Annotated in this window: 19 protein-coding genes; 7 read left to right on the plus strand and 12 right to left on the minus strand. The window is 72.8% G+C overall.

Features of this window, described 5'->3' with window-relative positions; all coding sequences use genetic code 11:
- Window positions 1-31 precede the first annotated feature (31 nt).
- A complete protein-coding gene (locus ASC82_RS22425; protein WP_347336086.1) occupies window positions 32-2,035 on the plus strand; it encodes a DUF5691 domain-containing protein in 2,004 nt (667 codons plus the stop codon).
- A 76-nt stretch (window positions 2,036-2,111) separates the two neighbouring features.
- On the opposite strand, the gene ASC82_RS22430 is transcribed toward ASC82_RS22425, so the two are convergent.
- Window positions 2,112-2,519, minus strand: coding sequence for a cobalamin B12-binding domain-containing protein (locus ASC82_RS22430; protein ID WP_024758053.1), 408 nt, complete (start codon window positions 2,517-2,519; stop codon window positions 2,112-2,114).
- Between the two features lie 302 nt (window positions 2,520-2,821).
- On the opposite strand from ASC82_RS22430, the gene ASC82_RS22435 reads away from it, so the two are divergent.
- Entirely contained in the window at window positions 2,822-3,640 is an 819-nt protein-coding gene (locus tag ASC82_RS22435; protein ID WP_056651043.1) for an alpha/beta fold hydrolase, read from the plus strand.
- A gap of 229 nt (window positions 3,641-3,869) precedes the next feature.
- Window positions 3,870-5,465 (plus strand): M23 family metallopeptidase, encoded by a 1,596-nt coding sequence (locus ASC82_RS22440; protein WP_056651046.1) that lies wholly within the window; start codon window positions 3,870-3,872, stop codon window positions 5,463-5,465.
- Window positions 5,466-5,535: 70 nt separating this feature from the next.
- Here ASC82_RS22440 and pcrA read toward each other — a convergent pair whose 3' ends face one another.
- Together pcrA and ASC82_RS22450 are read right to left on the minus strand one after the other, a co-directional pair.
- Window positions 5,536-7,983: a DNA helicase PcrA gene (pcrA, locus tag ASC82_RS22445; RefSeq protein WP_056651049.1), complete on the minus strand. Its 2,448-nt coding sequence runs from the start codon at window positions 7,981-7,983 to the stop codon at window positions 5,536-5,538.
- Window positions 7,984-8,107: 124 nt separating this feature from the next.
- Window positions 8,108-8,461, minus strand: a complete 354-nt coding sequence (locus ASC82_RS22450; protein WP_056651052.1) for a hypothetical protein — start codon at window positions 8,459-8,461, stop codon at window positions 8,108-8,110.
- A 346-nt stretch (window positions 8,462-8,807) separates the two neighbouring features.
- Between ASC82_RS22450 and ASC82_RS22455 the strand changes: the two genes are divergently transcribed.
- Complete coding sequence (locus tag ASC82_RS22455) at window positions 8,808-9,953, plus strand: C40 family peptidase (RefSeq protein ID WP_056651054.1); 1,146 nt, start codon at window positions 8,808-8,810, stop codon at window positions 9,951-9,953.
- A gap of 31 nt (window positions 9,954-9,984) precedes the next feature.
- Here ASC82_RS22455 and ASC82_RS22460 read toward each other — a convergent pair whose 3' ends face one another.
- Together ASC82_RS22460 and ASC82_RS22465 are read right to left on the minus strand one after the other, a co-directional pair.
- Window positions 9,985-10,707 (minus strand): response regulator transcription factor, encoded by a 723-nt coding sequence (locus ASC82_RS22460; RefSeq protein WP_056651059.1) that lies wholly within the window; start codon window positions 10,705-10,707, stop codon window positions 9,985-9,987.
- Window positions 10,704-11,969, minus strand: a complete 1,266-nt coding sequence (locus tag ASC82_RS22465; RefSeq protein WP_056651061.1) for an ATP-binding protein — start codon at window positions 11,967-11,969, stop codon at window positions 10,704-10,706. The genes ASC82_RS22460 and ASC82_RS22465 overlap by 4 nt, the downstream gene beginning before the upstream one ends.
- A gap of 156 nt (window positions 11,970-12,125) precedes the next feature.
- Here ASC82_RS22465 and ASC82_RS22470 point away from each other — a divergent pair, with 156 nt between their 5' ends.
- Entirely contained in the window at window positions 12,126-13,466 is a 1,341-nt protein-coding gene (locus ASC82_RS22470; RefSeq protein WP_056651064.1) for a PspC domain-containing protein, read from the plus strand.
- The gene (locus tag ASC82_RS29635; RefSeq protein WP_079039424.1) at window positions 13,453-13,716 is read left to right on the plus strand and encodes a hypothetical protein; all 264 of its coding nucleotides are present in this window, start codon (window positions 13,453-13,455) and stop codon (window positions 13,714-13,716) included. The genes ASC82_RS22470 and ASC82_RS29635 overlap by 14 nt, the downstream gene beginning before the upstream one ends.
- Here ASC82_RS29635 and ASC82_RS22475 read toward each other — a convergent pair.
- The 4 genes from ASC82_RS22475 to guaA form a co-directional block, all read right to left on the minus strand.
- A complete protein-coding gene (locus tag ASC82_RS22475) occupies window positions 13,623-14,222 on the minus strand; it encodes a DoxX family protein (RefSeq protein ID WP_079039425.1) in 600 nt (199 codons plus the stop codon). The genes ASC82_RS29635 and ASC82_RS22475 overlap by 94 nt on opposite strands.
- A gap of 91 nt (window positions 14,223-14,313) precedes the next feature.
- Complete coding sequence (locus ASC82_RS22480; protein WP_079039426.1) at window positions 14,314-15,555, minus strand: hypothetical protein; 1,242 nt, start codon at window positions 15,553-15,555, stop codon at window positions 14,314-14,316.
- A gap of 188 nt (window positions 15,556-15,743) precedes the next feature.
- On the minus strand, window positions 15,744-16,532 hold the full coding sequence (locus ASC82_RS22485; protein WP_056651067.1) for a class II aldolase/adducin family protein: 789 nt from the start codon (window positions 16,530-16,532) through the stop codon (window positions 15,744-15,746).
- A gap of 111 nt (window positions 16,533-16,643) precedes the next feature.
- Entirely contained in the window at window positions 16,644-18,236 is a 1,593-nt protein-coding gene (gene guaA / locus ASC82_RS22490) for a glutamine-hydrolyzing GMP synthase (RefSeq protein ID WP_056651069.1), read from the minus strand.
- A gap of 316 nt (window positions 18,237-18,552) precedes the next feature.
- On the opposite strand from guaA, the gene ASC82_RS22495 reads away from it, so the two are divergent.
- Window positions 18,553-18,855, plus strand: coding sequence for a chorismate mutase (locus ASC82_RS22495; RefSeq protein ID WP_277815661.1), 303 nt, complete (start codon window positions 18,553-18,555; stop codon window positions 18,853-18,855).
- Window positions 18,856-19,461: 606 nt separating this feature from the next.
- On the opposite strand, the gene ASC82_RS22505 is transcribed toward ASC82_RS22495, so the two are convergent.
- The 3 genes from ASC82_RS22505 to ASC82_RS22515 all read right to left on the minus strand — a co-directional run bounded on the left by ASC82_RS22505 (window position 19,462) and on the right by ASC82_RS22515 (window position 24,999).
- On the minus strand, window positions 19,462-21,303 hold the full coding sequence (locus ASC82_RS22505) for a GMC family oxidoreductase (RefSeq protein WP_056651076.1): 1,842 nt from the start codon (window positions 21,301-21,303) through the stop codon (window positions 19,462-19,464).
- A gap of 85 nt (window positions 21,304-21,388) precedes the next feature.
- Window positions 21,389-23,053 (minus strand): succinic semialdehyde dehydrogenase, encoded by a 1,665-nt coding sequence (locus ASC82_RS22510; RefSeq protein WP_056651079.1) that lies wholly within the window; start codon window positions 23,051-23,053, stop codon window positions 21,389-21,391.
- 164 nt (window positions 23,054-23,217) lie between these two features.
- On the minus strand, window positions 23,218-24,999 hold the full coding sequence (locus tag ASC82_RS22515; protein ID WP_056651082.1) for a serine/threonine-protein kinase: 1,782 nt from the start codon (window positions 24,997-24,999) through the stop codon (window positions 23,218-23,220).
- Window positions 25,000-25,104: the final 105 nt, after the last annotated feature.

The following is a 25,104-nucleotide window of genomic DNA, read 5'->3' on the forward strand; positions in this document are numbered from 1 at the left end:
GCCGCCTCCCCCGACCGCACGGAGGACCCCGATGAACACGCGCGCGACCACGCCCGCCCCGTCCGCCACGGGCTCCGAAGGCGACCGCGACGACAGCGCCCGCGTCTGGGAGGAGCTCGTCACCTCCGCCCTGCTCGGCACGGACCGCCGCCCGCCCTCGGTCCTCGCGGCGGCGACGGTCACGGGTGTGACGGGTAAGGGCATGACGGGCCCGGGCGTGACCGACCCGAACGTGACGGGCCCGGGTGTCACGGGCCCGAGCGGGACCGGCGCGGGTGTCACGGGGCGGGGCATGACCGGCCCGAGCACGACCGGCCCAAGCCTCACCAGCCCGAGCGTGACCGGCCCGGGCGTCACGGGCCCGAGCGTGACCGGCCCGGGCGTCACGGGCCCGAGCGTGACCGGCCCGGGCGTCACGGGCCCCGGCGTCACGGGCCCCGGCGTCACCGGCTTGGGCGGGACCGGCGCAGGCGTGACCGGCACTGGTCTGACCGGCGTGGACCTGCCGGGGGTGCTGCTCGACGCCGCCGCGGTGCACACCGTACGGCGCAGGGCGGGGCTTCGCCCCGGGCCCGCCGCGCCACCGCTCGACCTCGCACCGGACGATCCGCGCCGGCCGCTGCCCGCGGGGGCGCGGAGGCGGCTCGACCAGCTCCTCGCCGGGCGGGCCGCGCCGTCGCCCGCCGCCGGGAGGCGCGGGGCCGCGCCCGACCTCGCCGAACTGCTGCCCCAGTGGCTGACCCTCGCCAACGAGCGCGGGTACAAGGCGCCGCCCGCCGCCCTGCCCGCCCTCCTCGACGCGGCCAGGGCCCGCACCGACCTGCGGCCCCAGGCCCTCCGGCTCGCCGGGCCGCGCGGCCTGTGGCTGGCCGGTCTCAACCCCGAGTGGCGGTTCGCGCTGCGGGGCACGGGCGCGGCCGGCCGGCTCCCGTCCCCCGGGGACGCCGAGGGCGTCAGGCTGCTGTGGGACGAGGGCCTGTTCGCGGAGCGGGTCGCGCTGCTCGCCGCCGTACGGACCGAAGACGCGGGGGCCGGTCTCGCGCTGCTCGCTTCCACCTGGCCCGCCGAGCGCGCTGAGGACCGGCTGATGTTCCTGGACTCGCTGCGGGCCGGACTCTCCGACGCGGACGAGGAGTTCCTGGAGGCGGCCCTCGCCGACCGCAGCCGCAACGTCCGCGCCACCGCGGCCGAGCTGCTCTCCGCCCTGCCCGCCTCGGCGTTCGCGGGCCGGATGGCCGGCCGGGCCGCCACCTGCGTCGGCCTGGACCGCACGGCGGAGACGCCCACGATCTCCGTCGAGGCCCCGCACGAGTGCGACGCGGCGATGCAGGGCGACGGTCTCGTGCCGACGCCGCCGGCCGGGCGGGGCGAGCGTTCCTGGTGGCTGGGCCAGCTCGTCGAGGCCGCGCCCCTCTCCTGCTGGCCCGCCCGGTTCGGCGGCCGGACCCCGGAGGAGATCGTGGCGCTGCCCGTCGCCGACGACTGGCAGGGCGAACTGCACGCCGCCTGGTGCCGGGCGGCCGTACGGCAGCGGGACGCGTCCTGGTCCCGCGCACTGCTCGGCGCCCCCGCGATCCCGCCCGCGACGGGCCCCGGGACCTCGTCCCTGGCCGAGCGGGCGCAGCTCCTGGCGACGCTCCCCGCGGACGAACGGGCGCGCTGGGTCGCCGCCTTCGTCGCCGCCCACGGCCTGTCGGAGGCGTTCCAGCTGCTCGGCGTCTGCGCCGTGCCGTGGGCCGAGCCGCTGGGCGCCGCGGTGATCGACGCCCTCGACATCGCGCGGGACGCGGGCAGTTACCCGTGGAGCTTCAGCGGGGTGATGGGCCTCGCGGAGCGCTGTCTCGCCCCGGAGGCGGCGCGGCAGCTGGAGTCCCTGACGGCCCTGCCCGACGAGGAGGAGGACACCGCCCCCGGCGCGGGCGGCTACTGGTCCGAGGCCTTCCAGCGCCTGGTCTCCACGCTCCGGCTGCGCGCGGCGATGCACGCCGAGCTCACCGAAACCGGAACCGGCACCGGCACCGGCACCGGCAGCTGACGGGCCGACGCGGCGGCATACGGCGAAGGGCCCTCCCCGAAGGGAGGGCCCTGGCAAACGCGGTCGCGGGAGGCGGTCAGGCCGCCACGCGGACGTTCGCGTTCACCCAGTCGACGATGGACGCGGTCGTCGCGCCCGGCGTGAAGATCTCCGCCACGCCCTTCTCCTTCAGCGGCGCGATGTCCGCGTCCGGGATGATGCCGCCGCCGAAGACCTTGATGTCCTCCGCGTCACGGTCCTTCAGGAGCTCCAGGACCTTCACGAAGAGCGTGTTGTGCGCGCCCGAGAGGATGGAGAGACCGATCGCGTCGGCGTCCTCCTGGATCGCGGTGTCGACGATCTGCTCGGGCGTCTGGTGGAGACCGGTGTAGATGACCTCCATACCGGCGTCGCGCAGTGCCCTCGCGATCACCTTGGCCCCGCGATCGTGGCCGTCGAGACCCGGCTTGGCGACCACCACGCGGATCGGACCGGTCACACCCATCACTGCCTCCACATGCGACCCCCGCGCTTGATTGCCGGGGAGGTGAACGAACGTTATCGCCAGCATCCCGCAACCGGCCGTTTCACGGTGGCGAGCGAGGGGGAAATCACACGTGGGACATGTTCGCCATGCGCCGTTCCCCGCTTCGGGCCCTCCTCCTGGGCCCACCAGCCGCAAGCGGGGCCCGGTCGCAAGGGAGCCGCGACGAGGTCGCCGTGCCTCCGCGCCGCCGTCCGTGCGGCGCGGGTGTGCGGCGCACCTCCGTATCGTCCGGCCCCCGCGTGCCGCTCGGGAGGTCGGCGATGGAGCTCTCCAAGGTCACCGCCCTGATGAAGGCCACCGCCTTGGAGTTCGCGATCCTCACCGGGCATCTCGTCCTCTATCCCTCCGGGATCGTGGCCGAGCGCCTCTCCCCCAAGGCGCCCGCCGCCGACCCGTCCACCGGCCCCGACGCGACGATCGCCCCCGGCGGCCTGCGCCCGGTCGTCCTCCTGCACGGCTTCGTCGACAACCGCTCCGTCTTCGTCCTGCTGCGCCGCGTCCTCACCCGGCACGGCCGTGACTGCGTCGAGTCGCTGAACTACTCACCGCTCACGTGCGACCTGCGGAGCGCCGCCGAGCTGCTCGGGCGGCGGGTGGAGGAGATCCGCGCCCGCACGGGACACGCCGAGGTCGACATCGTCGGGCACAGCCTGGGCGGGCTGATCGCCCGTTATTACGTACAGCGCCTGGGCGGTGACACACGGGTGCGCACCCTGGTCATGCTCGGCACCCCGCACTCCGGCACGACCGTCGCCCCGCTCGCCGACGCGCACCCGCTGGTGCGGCAGATGCGGCCCGGTTCGGCGGTGCTGCGGGAGCTGGCGGGCCCGGCGCCCGGCTGCCGTACCCGGTTCGTCAGCTTCTGGAGCGATCTGGACCAGGTGATGGTGCCGGTCGAGACCGCGCGCCTCGACCATCCCGATCTCCACGTGCACAACATCCGCGTCAGCGGCATCGGCCATCTCGCGCTGCCCGTCCACCCGACGGTGGCCGCCGGGGTCCTCGGCGCGCTGGACGCCGCTGGACCCGTGGCGCCGGGCGCTCACGAAGGGGAGCCGGGCGCCGCCTCCGTCGCCTGACGTCTTCTCGCCACGCCGCGTTCTTCGAACGTTCCTCGAACACAAGGCCAAAGCTCTCTCCCCGAGCTGGCGAAACACGGCCGATTGCCCGTTTCCTGTGGGCCCAAACCCCTTCGAAGATTGTCGGTTGCGCATACCGCCGGGTACAGTCGCGCCACTGCTTCCCCCGGGACACCCCTCATGGGGCCCGCCCCGGAATGGTCCTGCTGCCGAGGCGAGAGAGACGTTGGTGAACGACCAGCAACCCCACGCCGGGTACGTCGGAGACGACGCCCACCTCACAGGCAGCTTCGCCGTCGACCCACTGTTCGGCGCCTACCCCACGGGTCAGGCCGACCACAGTGGTCAGTGGGACTTCGGCCAGTACGGGATGACCGGTCAGTACGACACCGCAGGTCAGCAGCAGTACGACACGACGGGCCAGTGGGACACCACGGGCCAGTGGCAGGCCACCGACCCCTACGGCAGCGCCGCCCCGCACGCGCAGTACGACACCGGCGCGCAGCAGTACGACACCACCGGCCAGTGGGATGCGTCCGCCTGGACCGACGCCCAGCAGACCGGCCAGTACGAGACCGTCCACGCCGGCGCGTACGCGGCCCAGGGCGCGTACGGGTACGAGGCCTACGACGCCACCGGCCAGTGGGCGGCCCCCGCCTTCGCGACCGAGACCGGCGCGTACGACGCGACCGCCTGGAACCAGGTGGTGGCCCCCGAGGCCGAGCCGCACGTACCGCAGCAGTACACCCCGCAGCCGGACCACACCGCCGAGTTCGTCTACGCCGACGAGCTCGTGGACGTCGTCGACAACAACACCGTCGTCGACGACGGCTTCCACGGCGACACCGTCCACGACGACGTCGCCCACGCCGAGTACACCGACGAGCCCGTCGCGTACGCCGACGAGCCCGTCGCCTACACCGACGAGTCCGTCGCGTACACCGACGAGCCGGCCGAGTACACCGACGAGTACGCCGTCGACCACACCGACGAGCCCGCCCCGTACACCGACGAGCTCCGCACGGAGCCCCCGCTCGCGGGCCGCCCCGTGCGCCGCGGCTCCGGCAGCAGCCGCGGTCGCCGCCGTACGCCCGCGAAACGGTCCGCCCTGCTGACCGTCGCCGTCCCCTCCGCCTGCGTCATGGGCGTCGCCGGCATCGCCGCCGCCTCCGTCGGCGGGCTCACCAACCCCACCACCGACGGCGGCAAGAAGGACACCACCGCGCTCGCCGCGGCCGACCCCGGCTCCGTCAAGCAGGTCGCCGCCAACAGCGCGCTGGACACCCAGCTCGCCGCGCTCAGCGAGGACGCCCGCGACTTCGGCGACCGCGCGAGCCGCACCCAGGAGCGCATCGATCTGAAGGCCCGCCAGGCGGCCGACAAGAAGAAGCGCGAGGAGGAAGCGGCCCGCAAGGAGGCGCTCCGCCCCAAGTACATGCTGCCGGTGGAGCTCCACCGGCTCAGCGCGCGCTTCGGCCAGTCCGGCGTCAACTGGATGTCCGTGCACACCGGCATCGACTTCCCCGTGCAGACCGGCACGCCCGTCATGGCCGCGACGGACGGCACCGTCCGCACCCAGATCAACAGCGCCTACGGCAACATGGTGATCGTGACCGCCCCCGACGGCACCGAGACCTGGTACTGCCACCTCAGCAGCGCCAAGATCCGGTACGGCCAGGTCAAGGCCGGCGACGTCATCGCGTACTCCGGCGACACCGGCAACTCCACCGGCCCGCACCTCCACTTCGAGGTCCGGCCGGGCGGCGGCTACGCCATCGACCCGCTGGCCTGGCTGCGCAGCCACGGGCTCGACCCGACGAGCTGACCTTCATCCGCGTACGAAGAAGGGCCCCGGCGGAAGCCGGGGCCCTTCTCGTGCGACGTACGAGTCCGCGCTACAGCTTCTCGACCGGCGCGTACCGCAGGAGCAGCCGCTTCGGCTTCTCGTCGCCGAAGTCGATCGTCGCCTGGGCGTCCGCGCCGACTCCCGTCACCGCCGTCACCGTGCCCAGACCGAACTGGTCGTGCGTGACGCGGTCGCCGATCTGGAGCGAGATCACCGGCTTCTCGCCGGCGCGCCGGGTCGCGAAGCCCGAGGGGCCGGAGCGCGCGCGGGACGAGGAGAGCGAGGAGGTGATGCCCGAGGTCGGCCCGGCGGGCTTCGCCATCGGACCGGTCCGCTTCCACTCCAGGTACGCGGGCGGGATCTCCTCCAGGAAGCGCGAGGCCGGGTTGTACGAGGGCTGGCCCCAGGCGCTGCGCATCGACGAGCGCGTGAGGTAGAGCCGCTCGCGGGCGCGCGTGATGCCGACGTACGCGAGGCGCCGCTCCTCCTCCAGCTCCTTCGCCTGGCCGAGGGCGCGCATGTGCGGGAAGACGCCGTCCTCCATGCCGGTGAGGAACACGACCGGGAATTCGAGGCCCTTGGCGGTGTGCAGCGTCATGAGGGTGATGACGCCCCGGCCCTCCTCGTCCTCGTCCGGGATCTGGTCGGAGTCGGCGACGAGCGCGACCTTCTCCAGGAACTCGGCGAGGGTCGCGGGCTCCTCGCCGCGCTCCTGCTCGAATTCGAGGGCGACGGCGGCGAGTTCCTGGAGGTTCTCGATGCGGGTCTCGTCCTGCGGGTCGGTCGAGGCCTGGAGTTCGGCCAGGTAGCCCGTGCGCTCCAGGACGGCCTCCAGGACGACGGCGGGGCCCGCGCCGGACTCGACGACGGTGCGCAGCTCGTCCATGAGGGCGTTGAAGCGCTTCACGGCGTTCGCGGAGCGCGCGGCCATGCCGTACGCCTCGTCGACCCGCTTGAGGGCCTGCGGGAAGGTGATCTTCTCGCGCAGGGAGAGGGCGTCGATCATCGCCTCGGCGCGCTCGCCGATCCCCCGCTTGGGGACGTTGAGGATGCGGCGCATCGGGACGTTGTCCTCGGGGTTGGCGAGGACGCGGAGGTACGCGAGGACGTCCCGGACCTCCTTGCGCTCGTAGAAGCGCACGCCGCCGACGACCTTGTAGGGCAGTCCGACGCGGATGAAGATCTCTTCGAAGACGCGGGACTGGGCGTTGGTCCGGTAGAAGACGGCGACGTCGCCGGCCTTGGCCTCGCCGGTGTCCGTGAGCCGGTCGATCTCGTCGGCGACGAACTGCGCCTCGTCGTGCTCGGTGTCGGCGACGTAGCCGGTGATCTGCGCGCCCGCGCCCGCGTTCGTCCAGAGGTTCTTGGGGCGGCGGGACTCGTTGCGCTCGATGACCGCGTTGGCCGCGGAGAGGATCGTCTGCGTGGAGCGGTAGTTCTGCTCCAGGAGGATCGTCGTCGCGTCCGGGTAGTCCTCCTCGAACTGGAGGATGTTGCGGATGGTCGCGCCGCGGAAGGCGTAGATCGACTGGTCGGCGTCGCCCACGACGCACAGCTCGGCCGGGCCGAGGTCCTCGTAGCCGGTGCCGACGAGCTCCCGTACGAGCGTGTACTGGGCGTGGTTGGTGTCCTGGTACTCGTCGACGAGGACGTGGCGGAAGCGGCGGCGGTAGTGCTCGGCGACGTCGGGGAACGCCTGGAGCAGGTGGACCGTCGTCATGATGATGTCGTCGAAGTCCAGGGCGTTGGCCTCGCGCAGCCGCGCCTGGTACATCCGGTACGCCTCGGCGAGCGTCTTCTCGAAGCCGTCGGCGGCCTGGTCGGCGAAGGTCTCCTCGTCGATCAGCTCGTTCTTCAGGTTCGAGATCTTGGCGCTGAAGGACTTCGGCGGGAACTTCTTCGGGTCGAGGTCCAGGTCGCGGCAGACCAGGGACATCAGGCGCTTGGAGTCGGCGGCGTCGTAGATCGAGAAGGACGAGGTGAAGCCGAGGCGCTTCGACTCTCGGCGCAGGATGCGGACGCACGCGCTGTGGAAGGTCATGACCCACATGGCGTTGGCGCGCGGGCCGACGAGCTGCTCGACGCGCTCCTTCATCTCGCCGGCGGCCTTGTTGGTGAAGGTGATCGCCAGTATCTGGCCGGGGTGGACGTGCCGCGTGCCCAGGAGGTGGGCGATGCGGTGGGTGAGCACCCGGGTCTTGCCGGAGCCGGCTCCGGCGACGATGAGCAGCGGGGTGTCCGTGTGGACGACGGCGGCGCGCTGCTGTTCGTTCAGCCCGTCCAGGAGCGCGGCGGGGTCGACGACAGGACGCGCCGCGCCGTCGCGGTAATACGCGTCCCGGGGCGGGGGCGCGTCGAAGTGCTCCCCGAAGAGGTCGTGCGGGACCTCGTCCGGGGTGTGGGCGCCGTGCTCGTCGTCCTCGGGCGGGGGCGGGGCCTCCCCCGAGGAGTGGTTCTGGAGGCCGGCCAGGAAGCTGTCGTCAAAGAGGCTGCTCATCGCCTCACGAGTCTAGGACGCCCCACCGACATCCGGGTCCGCCTTGGGGACGGCCTTCGTCACGCTCCCCCGGGAACGCGTCCGGGAAGGCGTCCGGGAAGGCGTCACGCTCCCCCGGAGCGGGTCACGTCCAGAGGGTCGCGATGAAGATGTTCGCCGTGGTCAGGGCGCCGACCGCGGCGAAGACGCCCTTGTCGACCTTCTCCTCGTCCCGCTTGACGTAGACCAGGCCGAGGACGACGACGAGCACGGCCAGCTTGATGCCGATCTTGAGGTTGTTCACGGTCTGGTCGTCGGCCTGGTTGAGGCCGACGAGCGCGACGCCCGTGATCAGCATGACCAGCGCACCGTGCAGCATCGCCGGGGTGAAGCGGGCCGTACCGGCGCCCATCGCCTTCATCTGGGTCAGGAATCCGCCCAGGAGGGAGGCGATACCGATGATGTGCAGGGCGACGAAGACATTGATGAGTACGTCCATGGGGCGGAGCCTAACCGGGGCCTTAGCACCGCTCTCCGGCCGGGTCCACTCCCTCCGCCGCTTCGGTCGGTCGTCTGCCGCAATGTCCCCCGGCCCGTCATCCCGGACGGAAAAGATCGGTCCATGTCCGTCACCTGACGCCAATAGCGGTCAAGTCGCTGCCCGGGCGTGACCCCCCGGTTTAGCGTCCTCCAGCAGGTGGCCGGCTCCCACCACCGCCGGTCACCCGGCGGCTGCCGGCCATCCCCGCCAGGAAAACCCGGCGGCGGTCCGTCTCCCCTGTGCGGCCCGCCGTCGGCCCGGCGGGCACCGTTCCCCCGCAGGGAAGAGGATGTGACCCGCCCTCGTGGCAGCGCACCGAAAACCCAGGCAGTCCCCGCTCGGCGGCCCGGCGGTCCGCACCGCCGCCACCCTCGCCCTCGCCTCCGCGGCGACCGCGACGCTCTTCGAGGGGTCCGGGCACGCGGACCCCCGCCTCACGACCGCCCAGGTCAAGGCGAAGGTCGACCGGCTGTACCAGGAGGCCGAGGTCGCGACGGAGAAGTACAACGGGGCGAAGGAGCAGGCCGACGCGTCCCGCGCGGCGTTCGACCGGCTGCGCGACGAGGCCGCCCGCAGGACCGAGCGGCTCAACACCGCGCGGGACGGGCTCGGGGCCATGGCCACCGCGCAGTACCGCTCCGGCGGCCTCGACCCCGCCGTACAGCTCGCCCTGACCTCCGACCCCGACGAGTACCTGGAGCGGGCGGCCCTCGCGGAGAAGGCCGGGGACCGGCAGGCGGCGGCCGTCACCGCCGTACGGCGCGAGCTCGGCGCGCTCCGGCAGCTGCGCGGCGAGGCCGCGGGCAAGCTGACCACGCTGCGCGGGCACGAGGAGGAACTGCGGCGGCAGAAGGCGGCCGTCCTCGGCAAGCTGGAGGCGGCCAGGACCCTGCTCGCCCGGCTGACCGCGGAGGAGCGCGCCCGGTACGACGCCGCCGTCGCGGCCCGGGACAGCGGCCGCGCCCCGGACGGCACGCGCGCGACCGGTGGGACGAGCGGCGGTACGGGCACGGCGGCCGCGACCTTCGCGACCGGCGGCTCGGCCGCGGCCCGCGCCGACCGCTCATCGGGCGGCGAGCGCGGCCCCGTGACCGCCCCGAACACCCGGGCCGCCGAGGCCATCTCCTTCGCCCGCGCCCAGCTCGGCAAGCCGTACGTGTGGGGAGCGACGGGTCCGTCCGCGTACGACTGCTCCGGCCTCACCCAGGCGGCCTGGCGCGCGGCCGGCGTCTCCCTGCCGCGCACCACGTACACCCAGATCAACGCCGGGCAGCGCGTCTCCCGCTCCCAGCTCGCCCCCGGTGACCTGATCTTCTTCTACTCGGGGATCAGCCACGTCGGGCTCTACATCGGCGGCGGCCAGATGATCCACGCCCCCCGCCCGGGCGCCCCGGTGCGGATCGCCCCGATCGACGAGATGCCCTTCGCCGGAGCGACCCGGGTGGGGTGAGCCCGGTGGGAAGCCGCCGGCGGGCTTCGGCTCAGACCAGGCGGCGGGCGGTGGCCCAGCGGGTCAGCTCGTGGCGGTTGGAGAGCTGGAGCTTCCGCAGCACCGCCGAGACGTGCGACTCGACCGTCTTCACCGAGATGTAGAGCTGCTTGGCGATCTCCTTGTACGCGTAGCCGCGGGCGATCAGCCGCAGCACCTCGCGCTCCCGCTGCGTGAGCCGGTCCATGTCCTCGTCCACCGGCGGCGCGTCCGTCGAGGCGAAGGCGTCGAGGACGAAGCCGGCCAGGCGGGGGGAGAAGACGGCGTCGCCCTCCTGGACACGGAAGATCGAGGCCACCAGGTCGGTGCCGGTGATCGTCTTCGTGACGTAGCCGCGGGCGCCGCCCCGGATCACCCCGATCACGTCCTCCGCCGCGTCCGAGACGGACAGCGCCAGGAAGCGGACCGGGTCCTCGGCGGCCCCCATCAGGTTCGCGCAGCGGCGCAGCACCTCGACGCCGCCGCCACCCGGAAGGTGGACGTCGAGGAGGACGACCTCGGGCCGGGTCGCGGTGATGACCGTGACCGCCTGGTCGACGTCGGCGGCCTCGCCGACCACCTCGACCCCGGTGACCTCGGTCCTGCCGATCTCCGCCTGCACTCCCGTACGGAACATCCGGTGGTCGTCGACGAGCACGACCCGCACCCGGCGCTCCGTCCCCGGCGTCTCCGCCCCCGCCTCGGTCCCGGTCGTCGCCCCGGTCTCGTCGCTCATCCGTCCGCCCTCTCCATCTCAAGCTCCACTTCGGTTCCCCCGTCCGGCACGGACCGCAGCCTGGCCGAACCGCCGTTGCGCTGCATACGGCCGATGATCGATTCCCGTACGCCCATCCGGTCCTCGGGCACCGCGTCCAGGTCGAAACCCGGACCCCGGTCCCGCACCGAGACGAAGACCGTGCGGCCCTCGACCTCGGCGAACACCTGCACCGCCCCGCCCTCGCCACCGTACTTGGCGGCGTTCACCATCGCCTCGCGCGCGGCCTGCATCTGTGCCGTCAGTTTCTCGTCCAGCGGGCAGTCGCCGACGACGACCACCTCCAGCGGGACCCCGTGCTTGTCCTCGACCTCGGCCGCGGCCTTCTTGACCGCCTCCGCGAGCGTCGAGGGCTCCTCCTCGTCCCTGCCGGTGCCCTCGGGCTTGTACAGCCAGTTCCGCAGCTCCCGCTCCTGCGCGCGGGCGAGCCTGCGCACCTCCCCCGCGTCGTCGGCGTTGCGCTGGATCAGCGTGAGGGTGTGGAGCACCGAGTCGTGGACGTGGGCCGCGACCTCGGCGCGCTCCTGCGCGCGGATGCGCATGGTCCGCTCCTCCGTGAGGTCCTGCGACATCCGGACCAGCCAGGGTCCGGCGAGCAGGGCTATCCCGGTGAGGACCGCGACGGAGGCGGTGAGGGCCGTCCCGAGCTGGGCGACGGAGCCGCGGACCACCAGGAAGACCGCGAGGCCCGTGCCGACGAGCGCGACACCGACGAGTCCGCGGACCAGTTGGAGAGTGCGTCTGCGCCGTCCGACATCGGTCCAGCTGGCCCGGCGGGCGTTGTCCGCCTGGCGCCAGACGAGGATGACGCCGCCGCAGATGAGGAGGACGGGCCAGACGTACCGTCCGAACTCGTTGTCGACGTTGATGTTCCCGACGAGGATCGCGCCGCCGACCGTCAGCGCGATCAGCGCGAAGACCTGTCCGCGGTCGGGCTTGCGCAGCCGGCGGCGGCCGTCCGGCGTGGTCTCGAAGACGGGGCGGGGAGCGGCCCGGCCGCCCACGCCGAGCGGGACGACGATCCAGAAGACCGCGTAGAGCAGGGCGCCGAGCCCGTCCGTGAGGACGAGCACCGCGAACAGCGCGCGCACCCAGACGACCGGAAGCCCGAGGTGGCCCGCGAGGCCGCGTGCGACACCGCCGAGCCACCGCCCGTCGGCGCTCCGGTAGAGCCTGCGCACGGGTGGTTCGTCGGTCTCGGTGACACGAGCGGCTGCGGACATGCACCGATCGTCACACGTTCGGCCCGCCCCGGACATCAGGGTCCGCCCTGAGATCGTCCCTGGTAACGCCTCGGGGGCGAGACCCCTTCGAATATCAGGGTCGGGCCAGGGTCGATCCCGGTGCCGCGGCGGGTCACGGGCCGTCACCATGGACGCATGACGAGTTCGAAGCCTTCGACCCACGAGGCCCCGCCGCCGGCGGAGGCCGATGCCTCGCTGCCTCTGCAGCGCTCGCGGAGCGGCAAGGTCGTGGGCGGGGTCTGCGCCGGTCTCGGCCGGCACTTCGACCTGGACCCGGTGATCTTCCGGATCACGGTCGGCGTGCTGTCCGTGACGGGCGGCGTCGGCCTGATCTTCTACGGCTTCGCGTGGCTGCTCCTCCCGCTCGCGGGCGAGGACGAGAACGAGGGCCGCAGACTGCTGACCGGCCGGGTCTCCGGAGCCTCGCTCACGGCCGTGTTGATGGCGCTGATCGGCTGCGGGATCCTCCTGTCGATGCTGCGCAGCGGGTCGATGCTGGGCTTCACGATGCTGCTGTCGCTCGCGGTGTGCGGTGCGGCGGTCTGGTCGCGGCGCCGGGCGGCCGTCGGGGAGGCGGAGAGCCGGATCGAGGCGGCGGCCTCCCACATGGTCGCCGAGGCTCCTCCCGAGACCAAGGCCCCGCCGCGCTTCGCGCACCAGTCCTGGTGGAAGGACCCGATCGTCAAGGACGGGTCGACGGGCCCGGTGGCCCTCGGCTACCTCTGGGGGCCGCACGGCCTCATCGACGAGGACGGCAAGGTCGACGGCAAGGTGCCGAAGCCGGGAAGCCAGTGGTCGCCGGGTCCCTCCCGCACCGACCGGCCGAAGCCGTCCGTCCGCCGGAGTCCGCTCTCCATCGCGGGGATCGTCCATCTGCTCGCGCTGCTCGCGGCCGTCGCCGGCACGGCGCTCACCTGGGAGTCCGAGCCGCTGGGCCGGAGTCTGCAGACGGGTCTGGTGGCCGCCCTCGCGGTCTTCGGCCTGGGCCTGGTCGTCAGCAGCTTCCTCGGCCGCACCGGCTTCGGGACGGTCGTCCACACCGTGATCACGGCCTGCCTGCTCGCCGGGGCGGTCGCCCTGCCCGACCGGATCACCACGGACTGGGTCCGCGAGACGTGGAAGCCGGCCACGGTCGCCGCGGTGCAGCCCCGCTACGAGCTGGGCACCGGCGCCGGTCTGCTCGACCTGTCGGCGCTCCCGGTCCCCGCGGGCACGACCGTCACCACCCAGGCCGAGGTGGGCGCCGGGCAGCTCAAGGTGATCGTCCCGAAGGACGTGGTCGTGAAGCTCCACGCCGAGGTGGGCCTCGGCGACGTGCAGCTTCCCGGACAGCCCGCGGACGACATCGACATCGCCCCGGACCGCGTCGAGACCCGCACGATCGCCCCGCCGGCCGGGACCGTCCCGGCAGGCACGCTGGACCTCTCGCTCGAGGTCGGAATCGGACAGGTGGAGGTCACCCGTGCTGCTTCATGAGTTCCGCCCCGGCCGGCTGCTCGTCGGCCTCACCGCCCTCGCCCTCGCCGCCCTCTACGCGGGCGACGCCGCCGGGGCCTGGACGACCCCCTGGTACACGGTGATCCCGGTGCTCTGCGGCGGCCTGGGCGCGGCCGCCCTCACGACCTGGGTCGCCTATCGCGTGCGGCGCCGTCGATCGGCGAGGAGCCTGTCCACCGACAGCACGGACGCCCCGGCCAGCAGCAGCGGGAGCCAGGCCATCAGATAGGCGAGGTCGTTGCCCAGGTAGTACGGGTTCACCTGCCAGCTCACGGTCAGCCACAGGCTCAGGGAGATCAGCGCGCCGCCGAGCGCCGCCACGCGGGCGTAGAGGCCGAGCAGGGTCCCGATCCCGACGGCGAGCTCTCCGAAGGCGATGGCGTACCCGAAGCCGCTGGGGTTCTTGAGGGCGAGGTCGACGAGGCCGGGGATCGCCGAGCTGTCCCGCACGGCGCGCATCGTCTCGCCGATGGAGCCGCTGCCGTCGGCGGCGAAGAAGGCGGAGTCGGTGAGCTTGTCGAACGCGGCGTAGACGAACGTGACGCCGAGGAAGAGCCGCAGCGGAACGAGGGCGTAGCGGGAGGCGACGGCCTTCCACTGGGCGAAGGTGGCCTCCCACCGGGCGAGGCGAGCCTTCCGCTCCGCACGGCGGTCGGGTCCGTCGGACCCGCCGGCGCCGCCGGAGGCGCCCGGGTCGCCGCTCGTGCCGTTCGTCCGGTCCGCTTGTCCCGCCATCGTCGGTCACCTCTCCATGCCCCGTACGACTGTTCGCGGAACGATTCTCCTCGGACCTCGGCCCCAGGGACACGTGGAGGGGGCCGGACGCTCAGTCGACGACGTCGATCGTGACCCGATTGGTCTCGACGCCCGCCGCCGTCACGACCGAGACCTCCACCCGGCCCGGCTCCACGTCCGCCGGGAGGGGGACGGTGAGGGCCGCGTCCGTCGGGTTCGCGAAGCCGCCGGGGACCGGGACCAGGGGGACGTGGGCGTGGACGGTGCCGATCCGCACGACCAGCCGGGTCAGCGGATCGGGGGCGGCGGCGCCCGGCGGGACGAACCCGCAGCCGCGGATCTCGATGTCGTCGCCGGTACGGATCGGGGCGTCGAGGTCGCCCGCCTCCCGGGAGCGGACCACGGAGTGGATCGTGGGACGGACGCCCTCGGTGCACTTCGCGGCGAGGTGCCAGGCCGCCGAGACGGCGAGGAGCAGGACGAGCGACCACGGCACCTCGGGGAGCCGGCCGGGGTCGCCGGCGAGGCCGACGGCCGTCAGGGCCAGGACGGCGCAGGAGACGAGGACGTACTGGACGTCGGCGAGGCTGGCCCGGCCGCCGTCGTCGCAGAGCAGGTCGGCGGCGCGCGGGCGGTCGGCGCGGACCTTCTGGAGGCGGCAGGCCGCGATCCGGACGGAGACGACGAGGCGGGCGGCGACGGTGACCGCCGAGACGAGGGCGAAGACGGTGAGCAGGCCGGCGCCCCGGGAGAGCCCGAAGGCCGCCGGGCCGGGCGACCGGAAGGCCAGGAAGAGGAGGGTGAAGCCGAGGAGGAGGAGCCAGGCGCCGGCGACGGCCCGGGTGGTGGAGAGCCGGTTGTCCTCGCCGATCAGCGGGGCGAGGAGACCGCCGCGCGCCCGGTGCGCGTGCGCGGCGGCGCTGAGCAGGACGGCGAGGACGAGGGCGGTGCACAGCCCGGCCGTGCGGGCACCGGTCCAGCCGGTGCCGATCGCGGTGAGGGCCTGGCCGAGCAGGAGGGCGAGGACGGCGCCCCAGACGGCGCCGATGCCCCCGCTGCGTACCCGGTCGAGCCAGGCCACGCCGGCCTCACGGCCCCGCATGGCCACGGCGCGGGCGGACTGCGCCAGTTCGTCGGAGACCCACTGGCGGGCGGCGACGGGCGAGTGGGCGACGGCCGCGGGGACGCCGTGCCCGGCGGCCAGCTCGTCCCGCCGGGCGAGGAAGGCGGCGACCGCGCGCCGGTGGCCGGCCTTCCCGCAGTGGGCGCAGCCGGCGCAGGCCGTCGCGTGTTCGCCGTACTGTCTCGCCTCTTGAACCGCCACGGTGCTCACTTCCCGAGCTCACTTCACGACCCGTTCCGATGCTTTCCGGTGCGCTCCGATGCGTGCCGAACGGTCAACCAGCCGTTGATTCACCGGAATTGTGTCGCACCGGCGGCTCCCGGAGCTGCCGTGTGCGCCCCGCCGGAGAGTGATTGCCGCGCCATCGCATTGACGTACAGAAGGGTGAAGCGATGGTGTTACGACAGGAGTTCGGGCTCCGCTCGGCTGATCCTGCGCCACAGCGGCTGGTAGTTGATCCAGCCGACGAGGTCGCTGCCCAGTTGCTCGCGGGTGGTGACCGCGTCCCGGTGGTCGATCGGCACCGGCTTCCCGGCTGCCCGCGCGGCCAGTTGGACCTGGGCGCAGCGTTCCATGGCGATGAACCACCAGGCCGCCGCGTCGACGGAGGTGCCGACGGTGAGCAGCCCGTGGTTGCGCAGCACGATCGCCTTGAACGTGCCGAGGGCGAGGGCGATCCGGCGGCCCTCCTCGGCGTCGACGGTGACGCCGGTGTACGCGTCGTAGAGGGCGTGGTCCTGGTAGAAGGCGCACGCCTCCTGGGTGAGCGGGTCGAGGAGTTCGCCGAGGGCGGCGAGCGCCCGCCCGTGGAGGGAGTGGGTGTGGGCGACGGCGACGACGTCGGGCCGGGCCCGGTGGACCTGGGCGTGGACGGTGAAGGCCGCCTGGTTCACGTGCTGGCCGCCCCGGACGACCTGCCCGTCGCCGTTGACGAGGACGAGGTCGCTCGCGGTGAGGTCCTCGAAGGGCGCCCCGAAGGGGTTCACCCAGTAGCAGTCGGGGAACTCCGGGTCGCGGGCGCTGATGTGGCCCGAGACGCCCTCTTCGTATCCGAGCCGTCCGAAGAGCCGGAGCGCGCCCGCGAGCCGCTGTCTGCGGTGGGTGCGTTCCTCTTCGGCCGTCGCGTGGACGGGCGGCATGGCAAAGTGGAGCCGGTCGACGGGGACGGGCACGGGTATCACGCTCATGCGCCGGAAGGTAACGCCCGGCCGGGCAAGTCACCAGAGTCCGGACGTGAACACGCCGAAGCCGCCGCCCCGGAGCACCGGGACGACGGCTTCAGGCACCTGCGGGAGCGACTACTCCCACTCGATGGTGCCCGGGGGCTTGCTCGTGATGTCGAGGACGACGCGGTTCACGTCGGCGACCTCGTTGGTGATGCGGGTCGAGATCTTCGCCAGCACGTCGTACGGCAGGCGCGACCAGTCGGCCGTCATCGCGTCCTCGGAGGAGACGGGGCGCAGCACGATCGGGTGACCGTAGGTGCGGCCGTCGCCCTGGACGCCCACCGAGCGGACGTCGGCGAGCAGGACGACCGGGCACTGCCAGATCTCGCGGTCGAGACCGGCCGCGGTGAGCTCCTCGCGGGCGATGGCGTCGGCCTCGCGCAGCAGGTCCAGGCGCTCCTTGGTGACCTCGCCGACGATGCGGATGCCGAGGCCGGGGCCGGGGAAGGGCTGGCGCTGGACGATCTCGTCGGGCAGGCCGAGCTCCTGGCCGACCATCCGGACCTCGTCCTTGAAGAGCTGGCGCAGCGGCTCGACGAGCTGGAACTCGATGTCGTCGGGGAGTCCGCCGACGTTGTGGTGGGACTTGATGTTGGCGGTGCCGGTGCCGCCGCCGGACTCGACGATGTCCGGGTAGAGCGTGCCCTGGACGAGGAACGCGACCTCGGGGCCCTCCTCCTGGAGGATCTCCAGCTGCGCCTGCTCGAAGACCCGGATGAACTCGCGGCCGATGATCTTCCGCTTGGTCTCCGGGTCGGAGACGCCGGCGAGCGCGTCGAGGAAGCGCTCCTGCGCGTCGACGACCTTCAGGTTGGCGCCGGTGGCGGCGACGAAGTCCTTCTCGACCTGCTCGGTCTCGCCCTTGCGCATCAGACCGTGGTCGACGTAGACGCAGGTGAGCTGCGAGCCGATGGCCTTCTGCACGAGCGCGGCGGCCACGGCGGAGTCGACGCCGCCGGAGAGACCGCAGATGGCGCGCTTGTCGCCGACCTGGGCGCGGATGGCCGCGACCTGCTCCTCGATCACGTTGCCCGTGGTCCAGCTGGGCTCGATGCCGGCGCCGCGGTAGAGGAAGTGCTCCAGGATCTGCTGGCCGTGCGTGGAGTGCAGCACCTCGGGGTGGTACTGGACGCCGTAGAGCTTCTTCTCGTCGTTCTCGAAGGCGGCGACCGGCACGACGTCGGTGGACGCGGTGACGGAGAAGCCCTCGGGGGCGGCGGAGCAGGCGTCGCCGTGCGACATCCACACGGACTGCTCGACCGGGGTGCCCTCGAAGAGGGTCGAACCGGCCTTGGAGACGTGCAGCTCCGTACGGCCGTACTCACGGGCTCCGGTGTTGTCGACGGTGCCACCGAGGGTCGTCGCCATCAGCTGGAAGCCGTAGCACATGCCGAAGACGGGGACGCCCGCCTCGAAGATCGCACGGTCGAGGCGGGGGGCGCCTTCCGCGTACACGGAGGACGGGCCGCCGGAGAGGATGATCGCCTTCGGGTTCTTGGCCAGCATCTCGGCCACCGGCATGGTGGACGGGACGATCTCGCTGTAGACCCGGGCCTCACGGACGCGGCGGGCGATGAGCTGGGCGTACTGGGCGCCGAAGTCGACAACGAGGACTACGTCCGGGTTGGAGACGTCGGGCGCGGCAGCGGGGGTCGCTGATGACACTACGGCGGCCTTCCGGCGGTAGGAGGGGGTCCCCCGAAGGGGGGTGCTATTTGTCGATTCTACCGGCGCGCCGGTAGCACTTTTCGTCTCACCATCCGAACCCGGGTTGGCCCGGGGTCCGCGGCGGGGTCCATACTGTCGCCATGCGCAAGCTCTCGACCTTCGTCTTTACCTATGGCACCGGCCCGTCCGGCTGCCATGGTCGTGCTGCTTGAGCAACTGACAAGCGACTTCCCAGGCGCCCCGGGCCGACAAGGCCCGGGGCGTTCTGTCGTTTCCGGGCCGTGTCGCCCCGGGGCTCCGCACCCGACACCCCATGGAGCCCCGCATGACCGCCCTGACCCAGACCGAGAAGACCGGCGCCCGTACCGACGAGGCGGCGACGCTGATCGGGGACGCCCGTGAGCGCATCGACTCCCTCGACGACCGGATCATCGGTCTCATCCAGGAACGGATGGCCGTCTCGGCCGTCATCCAGGAGGCCCGGATCTCCTCCGGCGGCCGCCGGGTGAACCTGGCGCGCGAGATGGAGGTCCTCGGCCACTTCCGTGACGCGCTGGGCAAGCCCGGCACGGCCCTCGCGATGACCATGCTGGAGCTGTGCCGGGGTCGCATCTGAACGACGGCGTCCGGGTAGGGCCCGCATCTGAGTTCGGTACCGCTCTCACCCGTACGGCGCGTGACCGCCCCGGACCCGGCTTCGTTGGTCCGGTTGTCCGTGCCAGCCAGGGGCGGGCCCGTAGAAACCACGCGTGGCTTCGCTGGGGCGTGTGGCGTACCTCCGGTGCGCCGTGGGACCTCGCACCAGCGCGTGTGGCCGGGCAGCAGGGGACAGCAGCCCGGTCACCCAGAAAGGGCGGTCGGCCCCGGGGACGCCCGGGGCCGGCCGCAACCGGCTCAGAACGAAACCCCGAACCCCGTCCCCCTCTCCTCCCGCTCCCCCTCCTCCTTCGTTTCTCTCCGCTCGGCGCAACCCCCCGGCGCCGACGCCAAAGGGCCCCGTACCGCGACCGGAATCGCGGCACGGGGCCCTTTCCCGTGCGCCCGCACCTCCCGAAGCTCCAGCGTGACGCGCGTCACACGAAGATCCTGTGCAACCGCTACAACCAATCCCGTCGGTCGCGGGTCATCTATGCAGCATCACCAAAAGCAGGAAAGGCGCTGCACTCGGAGGGGGGTGCAGCGCCTTTTCTCATGCCTGGCTCACGCTTGGCTCATGCCCGGCTCACGCCCGGCTCTCCGGGTCCTTCTTCGGCGGGACCGCCGGGATCCCCAGGAACGGCAGCCGCAGGGCGCCGAAGGCCCCGGCCGGGACCGCCGGCGACTTCGGCTCGACCGCCGCGAGCCGTACGTACGCCTCTCCCTGCCGCGGCCGCGGGTCCTCCTCGCCCTTGTTCGGCCAGAAGGACATCGCCCGCTCCGCCTGCGCCGTGATCGTCAGGGACGGGTTCACGCCGAGGTTGGCGGAGACGGCCGCCCCGTCGACGACAGAGATCCCCGGGTGGCCGAAGAGCCGGTGGTACGGGTCGATGACGCCGGACGCGGCATCGGCGCCGATCGGGCAGCCGCCCAGGAAGTGGGCGGTGAGCGGGGTGCCCATCAGCTCGCCGACGTTGGAGCCGGCGAAGCCGTTGATCTCCTCGGCGAGGAGGGTCGCGGCCCGGGTGGCCTCCGGGATCTGGACCGGGTTCGGCGCGCCGTGCCCCTGGCGGGCCGTGAGCAGGCCCTTTCCGAGTCCGCCGGGCTTGCGGTAGGTCGTCAGGGAGTTGTCCAGGGACTGCATGACCAGCCCGATGATGGTCCGCTCCGACCAGTGCCAGTTGGAGAGCGAGCGGGCGGCGAGCGTCGGGTGCCGGAGCAGGTTGAGGAACCAGTTGCGCACCCGGTGGGCCCCGTAGGGCACCTGGAGGACGGTCAGTCCGCCCATGGAGTTGGAGCCCTTGCCGTACCGCACCGGCTCGATGTGGGTGTTCGCGTCGGGGTGGATCGAGGAGGTGATGGCGACGCCCTTGGTGAAGTCGGCCTTCGCCTTGCCGTGCCGCTTGCGGTAGCGCCGGTCGGTGGTCTGCGCGCCGACCAGGCCCTCGGAGTTGGTACGGGTGAGCTCGCCGAGCCGCTGCGAGATCCGGGGCAGCAGCCCGCCGTCCTTCATCCGGTGCAGCAGGGTCTGCGTGCCGTACGTACCGGCCGCGATCACCACGCGGCGGGCGCGGAAGGTCCGGCCCTTCCCCTTCTTCCGGTTGTCGGTGGGGAGGGTCTGCACCGCGTAGCCGCCCCGCGAGTCCTCGGTGACGGTGACGACCGTGGTCATGGGGTGGACGGTGGCCCCCGCCTTCTCGGCGAGGTGCAGGTAGTTCTCGTTCAGGGTGTTCTTGGCGCCGTGGCGGCAGCCCGTCATGCACTCGCCGCACTCGGTGCAGGCGCGCCGGGCCGGGCCGGCGCCGCCGAAGTACGGGTCGGCGACCTCCCCGCCCGGCTTCGCCTTCGCCGTGCCGCCCCCCTCCCCGCCGACGGCGTCCTTGCCGTCACCGAAGAAGACCCCGACCGGCGCCATGTGGAAGGTGTCGCCGATGCCCATGGCCTGCGCGGCCGCCTTGAGGTGCACGTCCGAGGGGGTCGTCGTCGGGTTGAGCCGCACGCCGAGCATCCGCTGCGCCTGGTCGTAGTACGGCCGCAGCTCGTCCTGCCAGTCGGTGATGCCCTTCCACTGCGGGTCGTCGAAGAACGGCTTGGGCGGTACGTAGAGGGTGTTGGCGTAGTTGAGGGAGCCGCCGCCGACGCCCGCGCCCGCGAGCACCATCACGTTGCCCAGCAGGTGGATGCGCTGGATGCCGTAGAGACCGAGGGCCGGGGCCCACAGGAAGTTCTTCACGTCCCAGGAGTTCTTCGGCAGGGTCGCGCGGGTGAAGCGGCGCCCGGCCTCCAGGACGCCGACCCGGTAGCCCTTCTCGGTGAGCCGGAGGGCGGTGACCGAACCGCCGAAGCCGGAGCCGACCACGAGGACGTCGTAGTCGTACGCGTCGTCCTCCGCCTGCTCCTGATTTTGGGTAGGGGGTACCGCGGTCATGGCTCTCCTCGTACGGAAAGGGCGGAAAGGGGCGGTAGCGGTCGGGAGCCCGGCCCGGGGTCCGGCCCGGGGCGGCGTCCGGGCGTCAGCGCAGGCGCAGGGCCTTCATCGCCTTCAGGGACAGGCTCATCACGGCGGCGTACTTCTCGTCGTCCATGCCGAAGGACGGCGCGAGCGGCATCAGCCGCTGCTGGGCGACGGTCTGGGCCTCGGTGTACTTGAGGATGCCCTCCGATCCGTGGCGGCGGCCGAGCCCGGAGTCCTTCATGCCGCCCATCGGGGACTGCACGCTGCCGTAGGCCGGCGCGTACCCCTCGTTGATGTTGACGGTGCCGGTGCGCAGCCGGGCCGCGACGGCGTGGCCGCGGCGCGAGTCCTTCGTCCAGACGGAGGAGTTCAGGCCGTACGGGGTGGCGTTGGCGAGGTCGACGACCTCGTCCTCGTCCGTGAAGCGGTAGATCGAGACGACCGGGCCGAAGGTCTCCTCGGAGCAGACGGCCATCGGGGCCTCGACGCCGTCGAGGATGGTCGGCTCGTAGAAGAGGGGGCCGATGTCGGGGCGGGCGACGCCGCCGGCGACGAGCCTGGCGCCCTTGGCGACGGCCTCCTCGACGTGCTTCGTGACCGTCTCCAGCTGCCGGTCGCCGACGAGGGAGCCCATGTCCGCCCCGTACGCGAGGGAGCTGCCGAGCCGCATGGCCTTGGTGCGGGCGGCGAAGCGGTCGAGGAAGGCGTCGGCGATCGACTCGTGGACGTACAGCCGCTCGATGGAGATGCAGAGCTGTCCCGCGGAGGAGAAGCAGGCGCGGACGGCTCCGGCGGCGGCCTTCTCGATGTCGGCGTCCTTCAGGACGAGCATCGCGTTCTTGCCGCCGAGTTCGAGGGAGACACCGACGAGCCGGGCCGCCGCGCCCTGGGCGACCTCGCGGCCGGTGCGGGTGGAGCCGGTGAAGGAGACGTAGTCGGCGTGCTTGACGACCTCGGGGCCGACGACCGGGCCCTCGCCCAGGACGACCTGGAAGACCTCGGCGGGCAGCCCGGCCTCGACGAGCAGGTCACGGGCCCACAGTGCGGTGAGCGCGGTCTCGGTGTCGGGCTTCATGACGACCGCGTTGCCCGAGACGAAGGCGGGGAGCGCGTCGCCGACGGAGAGCTCCAGCGGGTAGTTCCAGGGCGCGATCTGGCCGACGACCCCGCGCGGCTGGCGCAGCTCGGTGACCTTGGTGAGGGTCGGTACGACTCCCGTGTGGCGCTTGGCGCGCAGGTAAGAGGCGGCCTTGCGGCCGTAGTGGCGGGCCGCGACGGAGACCGCCTGGACCTCCTCGTGGGCGTGGAGGCGCGCCTTGCCCGTCTCCAGCTGGATGAGGTCGAGGACCTCGGACTGTCGCTGGAGGACGAGGTCGTGGAAGCGGAGGAGGACGGCGGCGCGGGCCTTGACCGGGGTGGCGGCCCAGGCCGGCTGGGCGGCGCGGGCGCGCGCGAAGGCCTCGGCGACGTCCTCGGGGGTGGACTCGGGCAGCTCCGCCAGCTTCTCCCCGGTGAAGGGGGTGTGGTTGGCGGTACGGCCGGAGCCGACGACCCCGCGGACGAGCCGGGCGGCCACCTCGGGCGTCACGACGTCGGCGGCGGTCCGCACGCCGGCGGGCGCGGGCGCGACCGGGTTGGTCGCGCCGGCGGGCGCGGCCGCTCCGTCCTGCGCGGCGGGGGCGTCGGGAACCGAGGGGGCGGCGGGGGCCTGCGAGTCCGTCATGAGGGCGAGCGTAGGCGGCGTTCCGCCCTTTGGGTACCCGTCGGTAACGCGTTTTCACCGGCTGCACACATCGCGCCAGCGATCACTGGCACATAAGCCCTGATCAGCGGCTTATGGCTGCGGGCAGGCCCCGCAGACCCCCTCAGGAGATTTTTCCGGAGGATTCAGTCGCCCGGCGCCCGCCAGTGCTGGACGACGATGTCGAACTGCTCGCGGGTGGTCTCCCAGCTCGACTCCGGCGAGGACATGTACAGGGCGTACTCCGTGCCGTCGTCCTCGTAGTACATGAGGTCGATCGCGTGCCGCGGCCCGGGGAACTCCTTCTTCTCCGTCCAGCTGAACTCCCACTGGACGGACCGGACCTGGTCGCGGTAGGTGACCTGGCCGAGCTTGTGCCGGGTGTAGTCCATCCGCTTCTGCAGGACGCGCTCCAGGTCGAGGGCGTGCATGTACGGGTTCTCGAAGTCGGGGCTCTTGTCGACGCTGATCCGGATGCGGTGGTTGCCGTTGTCCGGGGTGTAGTCGACCTGGTCGCCCGCCGTCTGCCGCTTCCAGCCCTTCGGTACGAGGAGGCTGAAGCCCTTCGGGTCGACGACGCGGTGCCAGCCGTCCGGGATGCCGGTCCCGGTGCCCTTGGTGGAGGGGGCCGGGCCGGTGGCCGTGGTCCGTCCGCCGCCGCCGCCGTCACGGTCGCCGCCCGCGTACTGCATGGCCGCGAAGACGGCGCCGCCCGCGACGGCACCGGCGAGCAGGGCCGCGAGGACGACGGTGCGCCAGCGGCCCCGGCCGCCCGAAGACGCGGGGGTGGAGGGGAGCAGGGTGGGAGGTGACTGCGCCGGCTGGTGGCCGTGGGCCGACCGGGGCTCGTTGGCCGGGTGCGGCCACGGTGCCGTGGACGTCCGGGGCCGGCCGGGCTTCCCGCCCGTGCTCCCCGTGTCCGCCGAGTCCGCGGACGCGCCGGACGAGCCCGCCGAGCCCGCGGACGAGCCCGTGGAGTCCGCCGTACCCGCCTCGTCGCCCGCGGTCGTCCGGTCTCCCCCGACCGGGCCCGTCGTCAGGCCCTCCCTCGCCACGCGCTGCGTCGGCACGTACGCCTGCGCCGCCTGCGGCGTCCGTCCCTCCATCGCGTCGAGCAGCATCCGCTCGGCCTCGTCCGCGCGCGGACGGTGGCCCGGATCCTTGCGCAGCAGCGCCACGATGACGGGCGCGAGCGGCCCCGCCTGCTCCGGGTACGGCGGCTCCTCCGTCACCACGGCCTGCATCGTGCTGATCGGAGAGGTCCGGCGGAACGGCGAGGTCCCCTCCACCGCCGTGTACAACGTGGCCCCGAGGGACCAGAGGTCGGAGGCGGGACCGGGATCGCCGCCCCGTACCCGCTCGGGCGCCAGATAGTCGATGGAACCGACGATCTCCCCCGTACGCGTGATCGTCGAGTCCCCCTCGATCGCCGCGATCCCGAAGTCGGTGATCAGTACGCGCCCGTCCCGCGCCAGCAGGACGTTGCCCGGCTTGACGTCGCGGTGCAGCACCCCGGCCGCGTGCGCGGCGCGCAGCGCGCCGAGGACGTGCAGCCCGACCCTGGCCGCCTCACGGGGTTCGAGCGCGCCCGTCTCCTTGGCGGCGTCGGCGAGCGAGGGCCCGTCGACGTACTGCATGACGATCCACGGACGGCTGTCGTGCTCCAGGACGTCGTGGACGGTGACCACGCCCGGGTGGGTGATCCGCGCGGCGGCCCTGGCTTCCTTCTGCGTCCGCGCGTGCAGCACGAGCCGGTCGGCCTCCGCCACGAACCGACCCGCCGTCAGCTCCTTCACCGCGACCACGCGGTGCAGCACCTCGTCGTGCGCGCGCCAGACCTTGCCCATACCGCCGCGTCCGATGCACTCGCCGAGCCGGTAACGACCCGCGAGCAACAACCCCGCTCCTGTGCTCTGAGAATGTTCCACTTGCCCCCGCCCGTTCCTTCGGGTGACAGGTTACGGAGGGGGGCGGGCGGTGCGGAACCTCGGGGCTGCCATAGGAACAGCACTGTGACCAGGGGCCGGTGACGG

This window comes from Streptomyces sp. Root431, assembly GCF_001426585.1.
GTDB lineage: Bacteria > Actinomycetota > Actinomycetes > Streptomycetales > Streptomycetaceae > Streptomyces > Streptomyces stackebrandtii.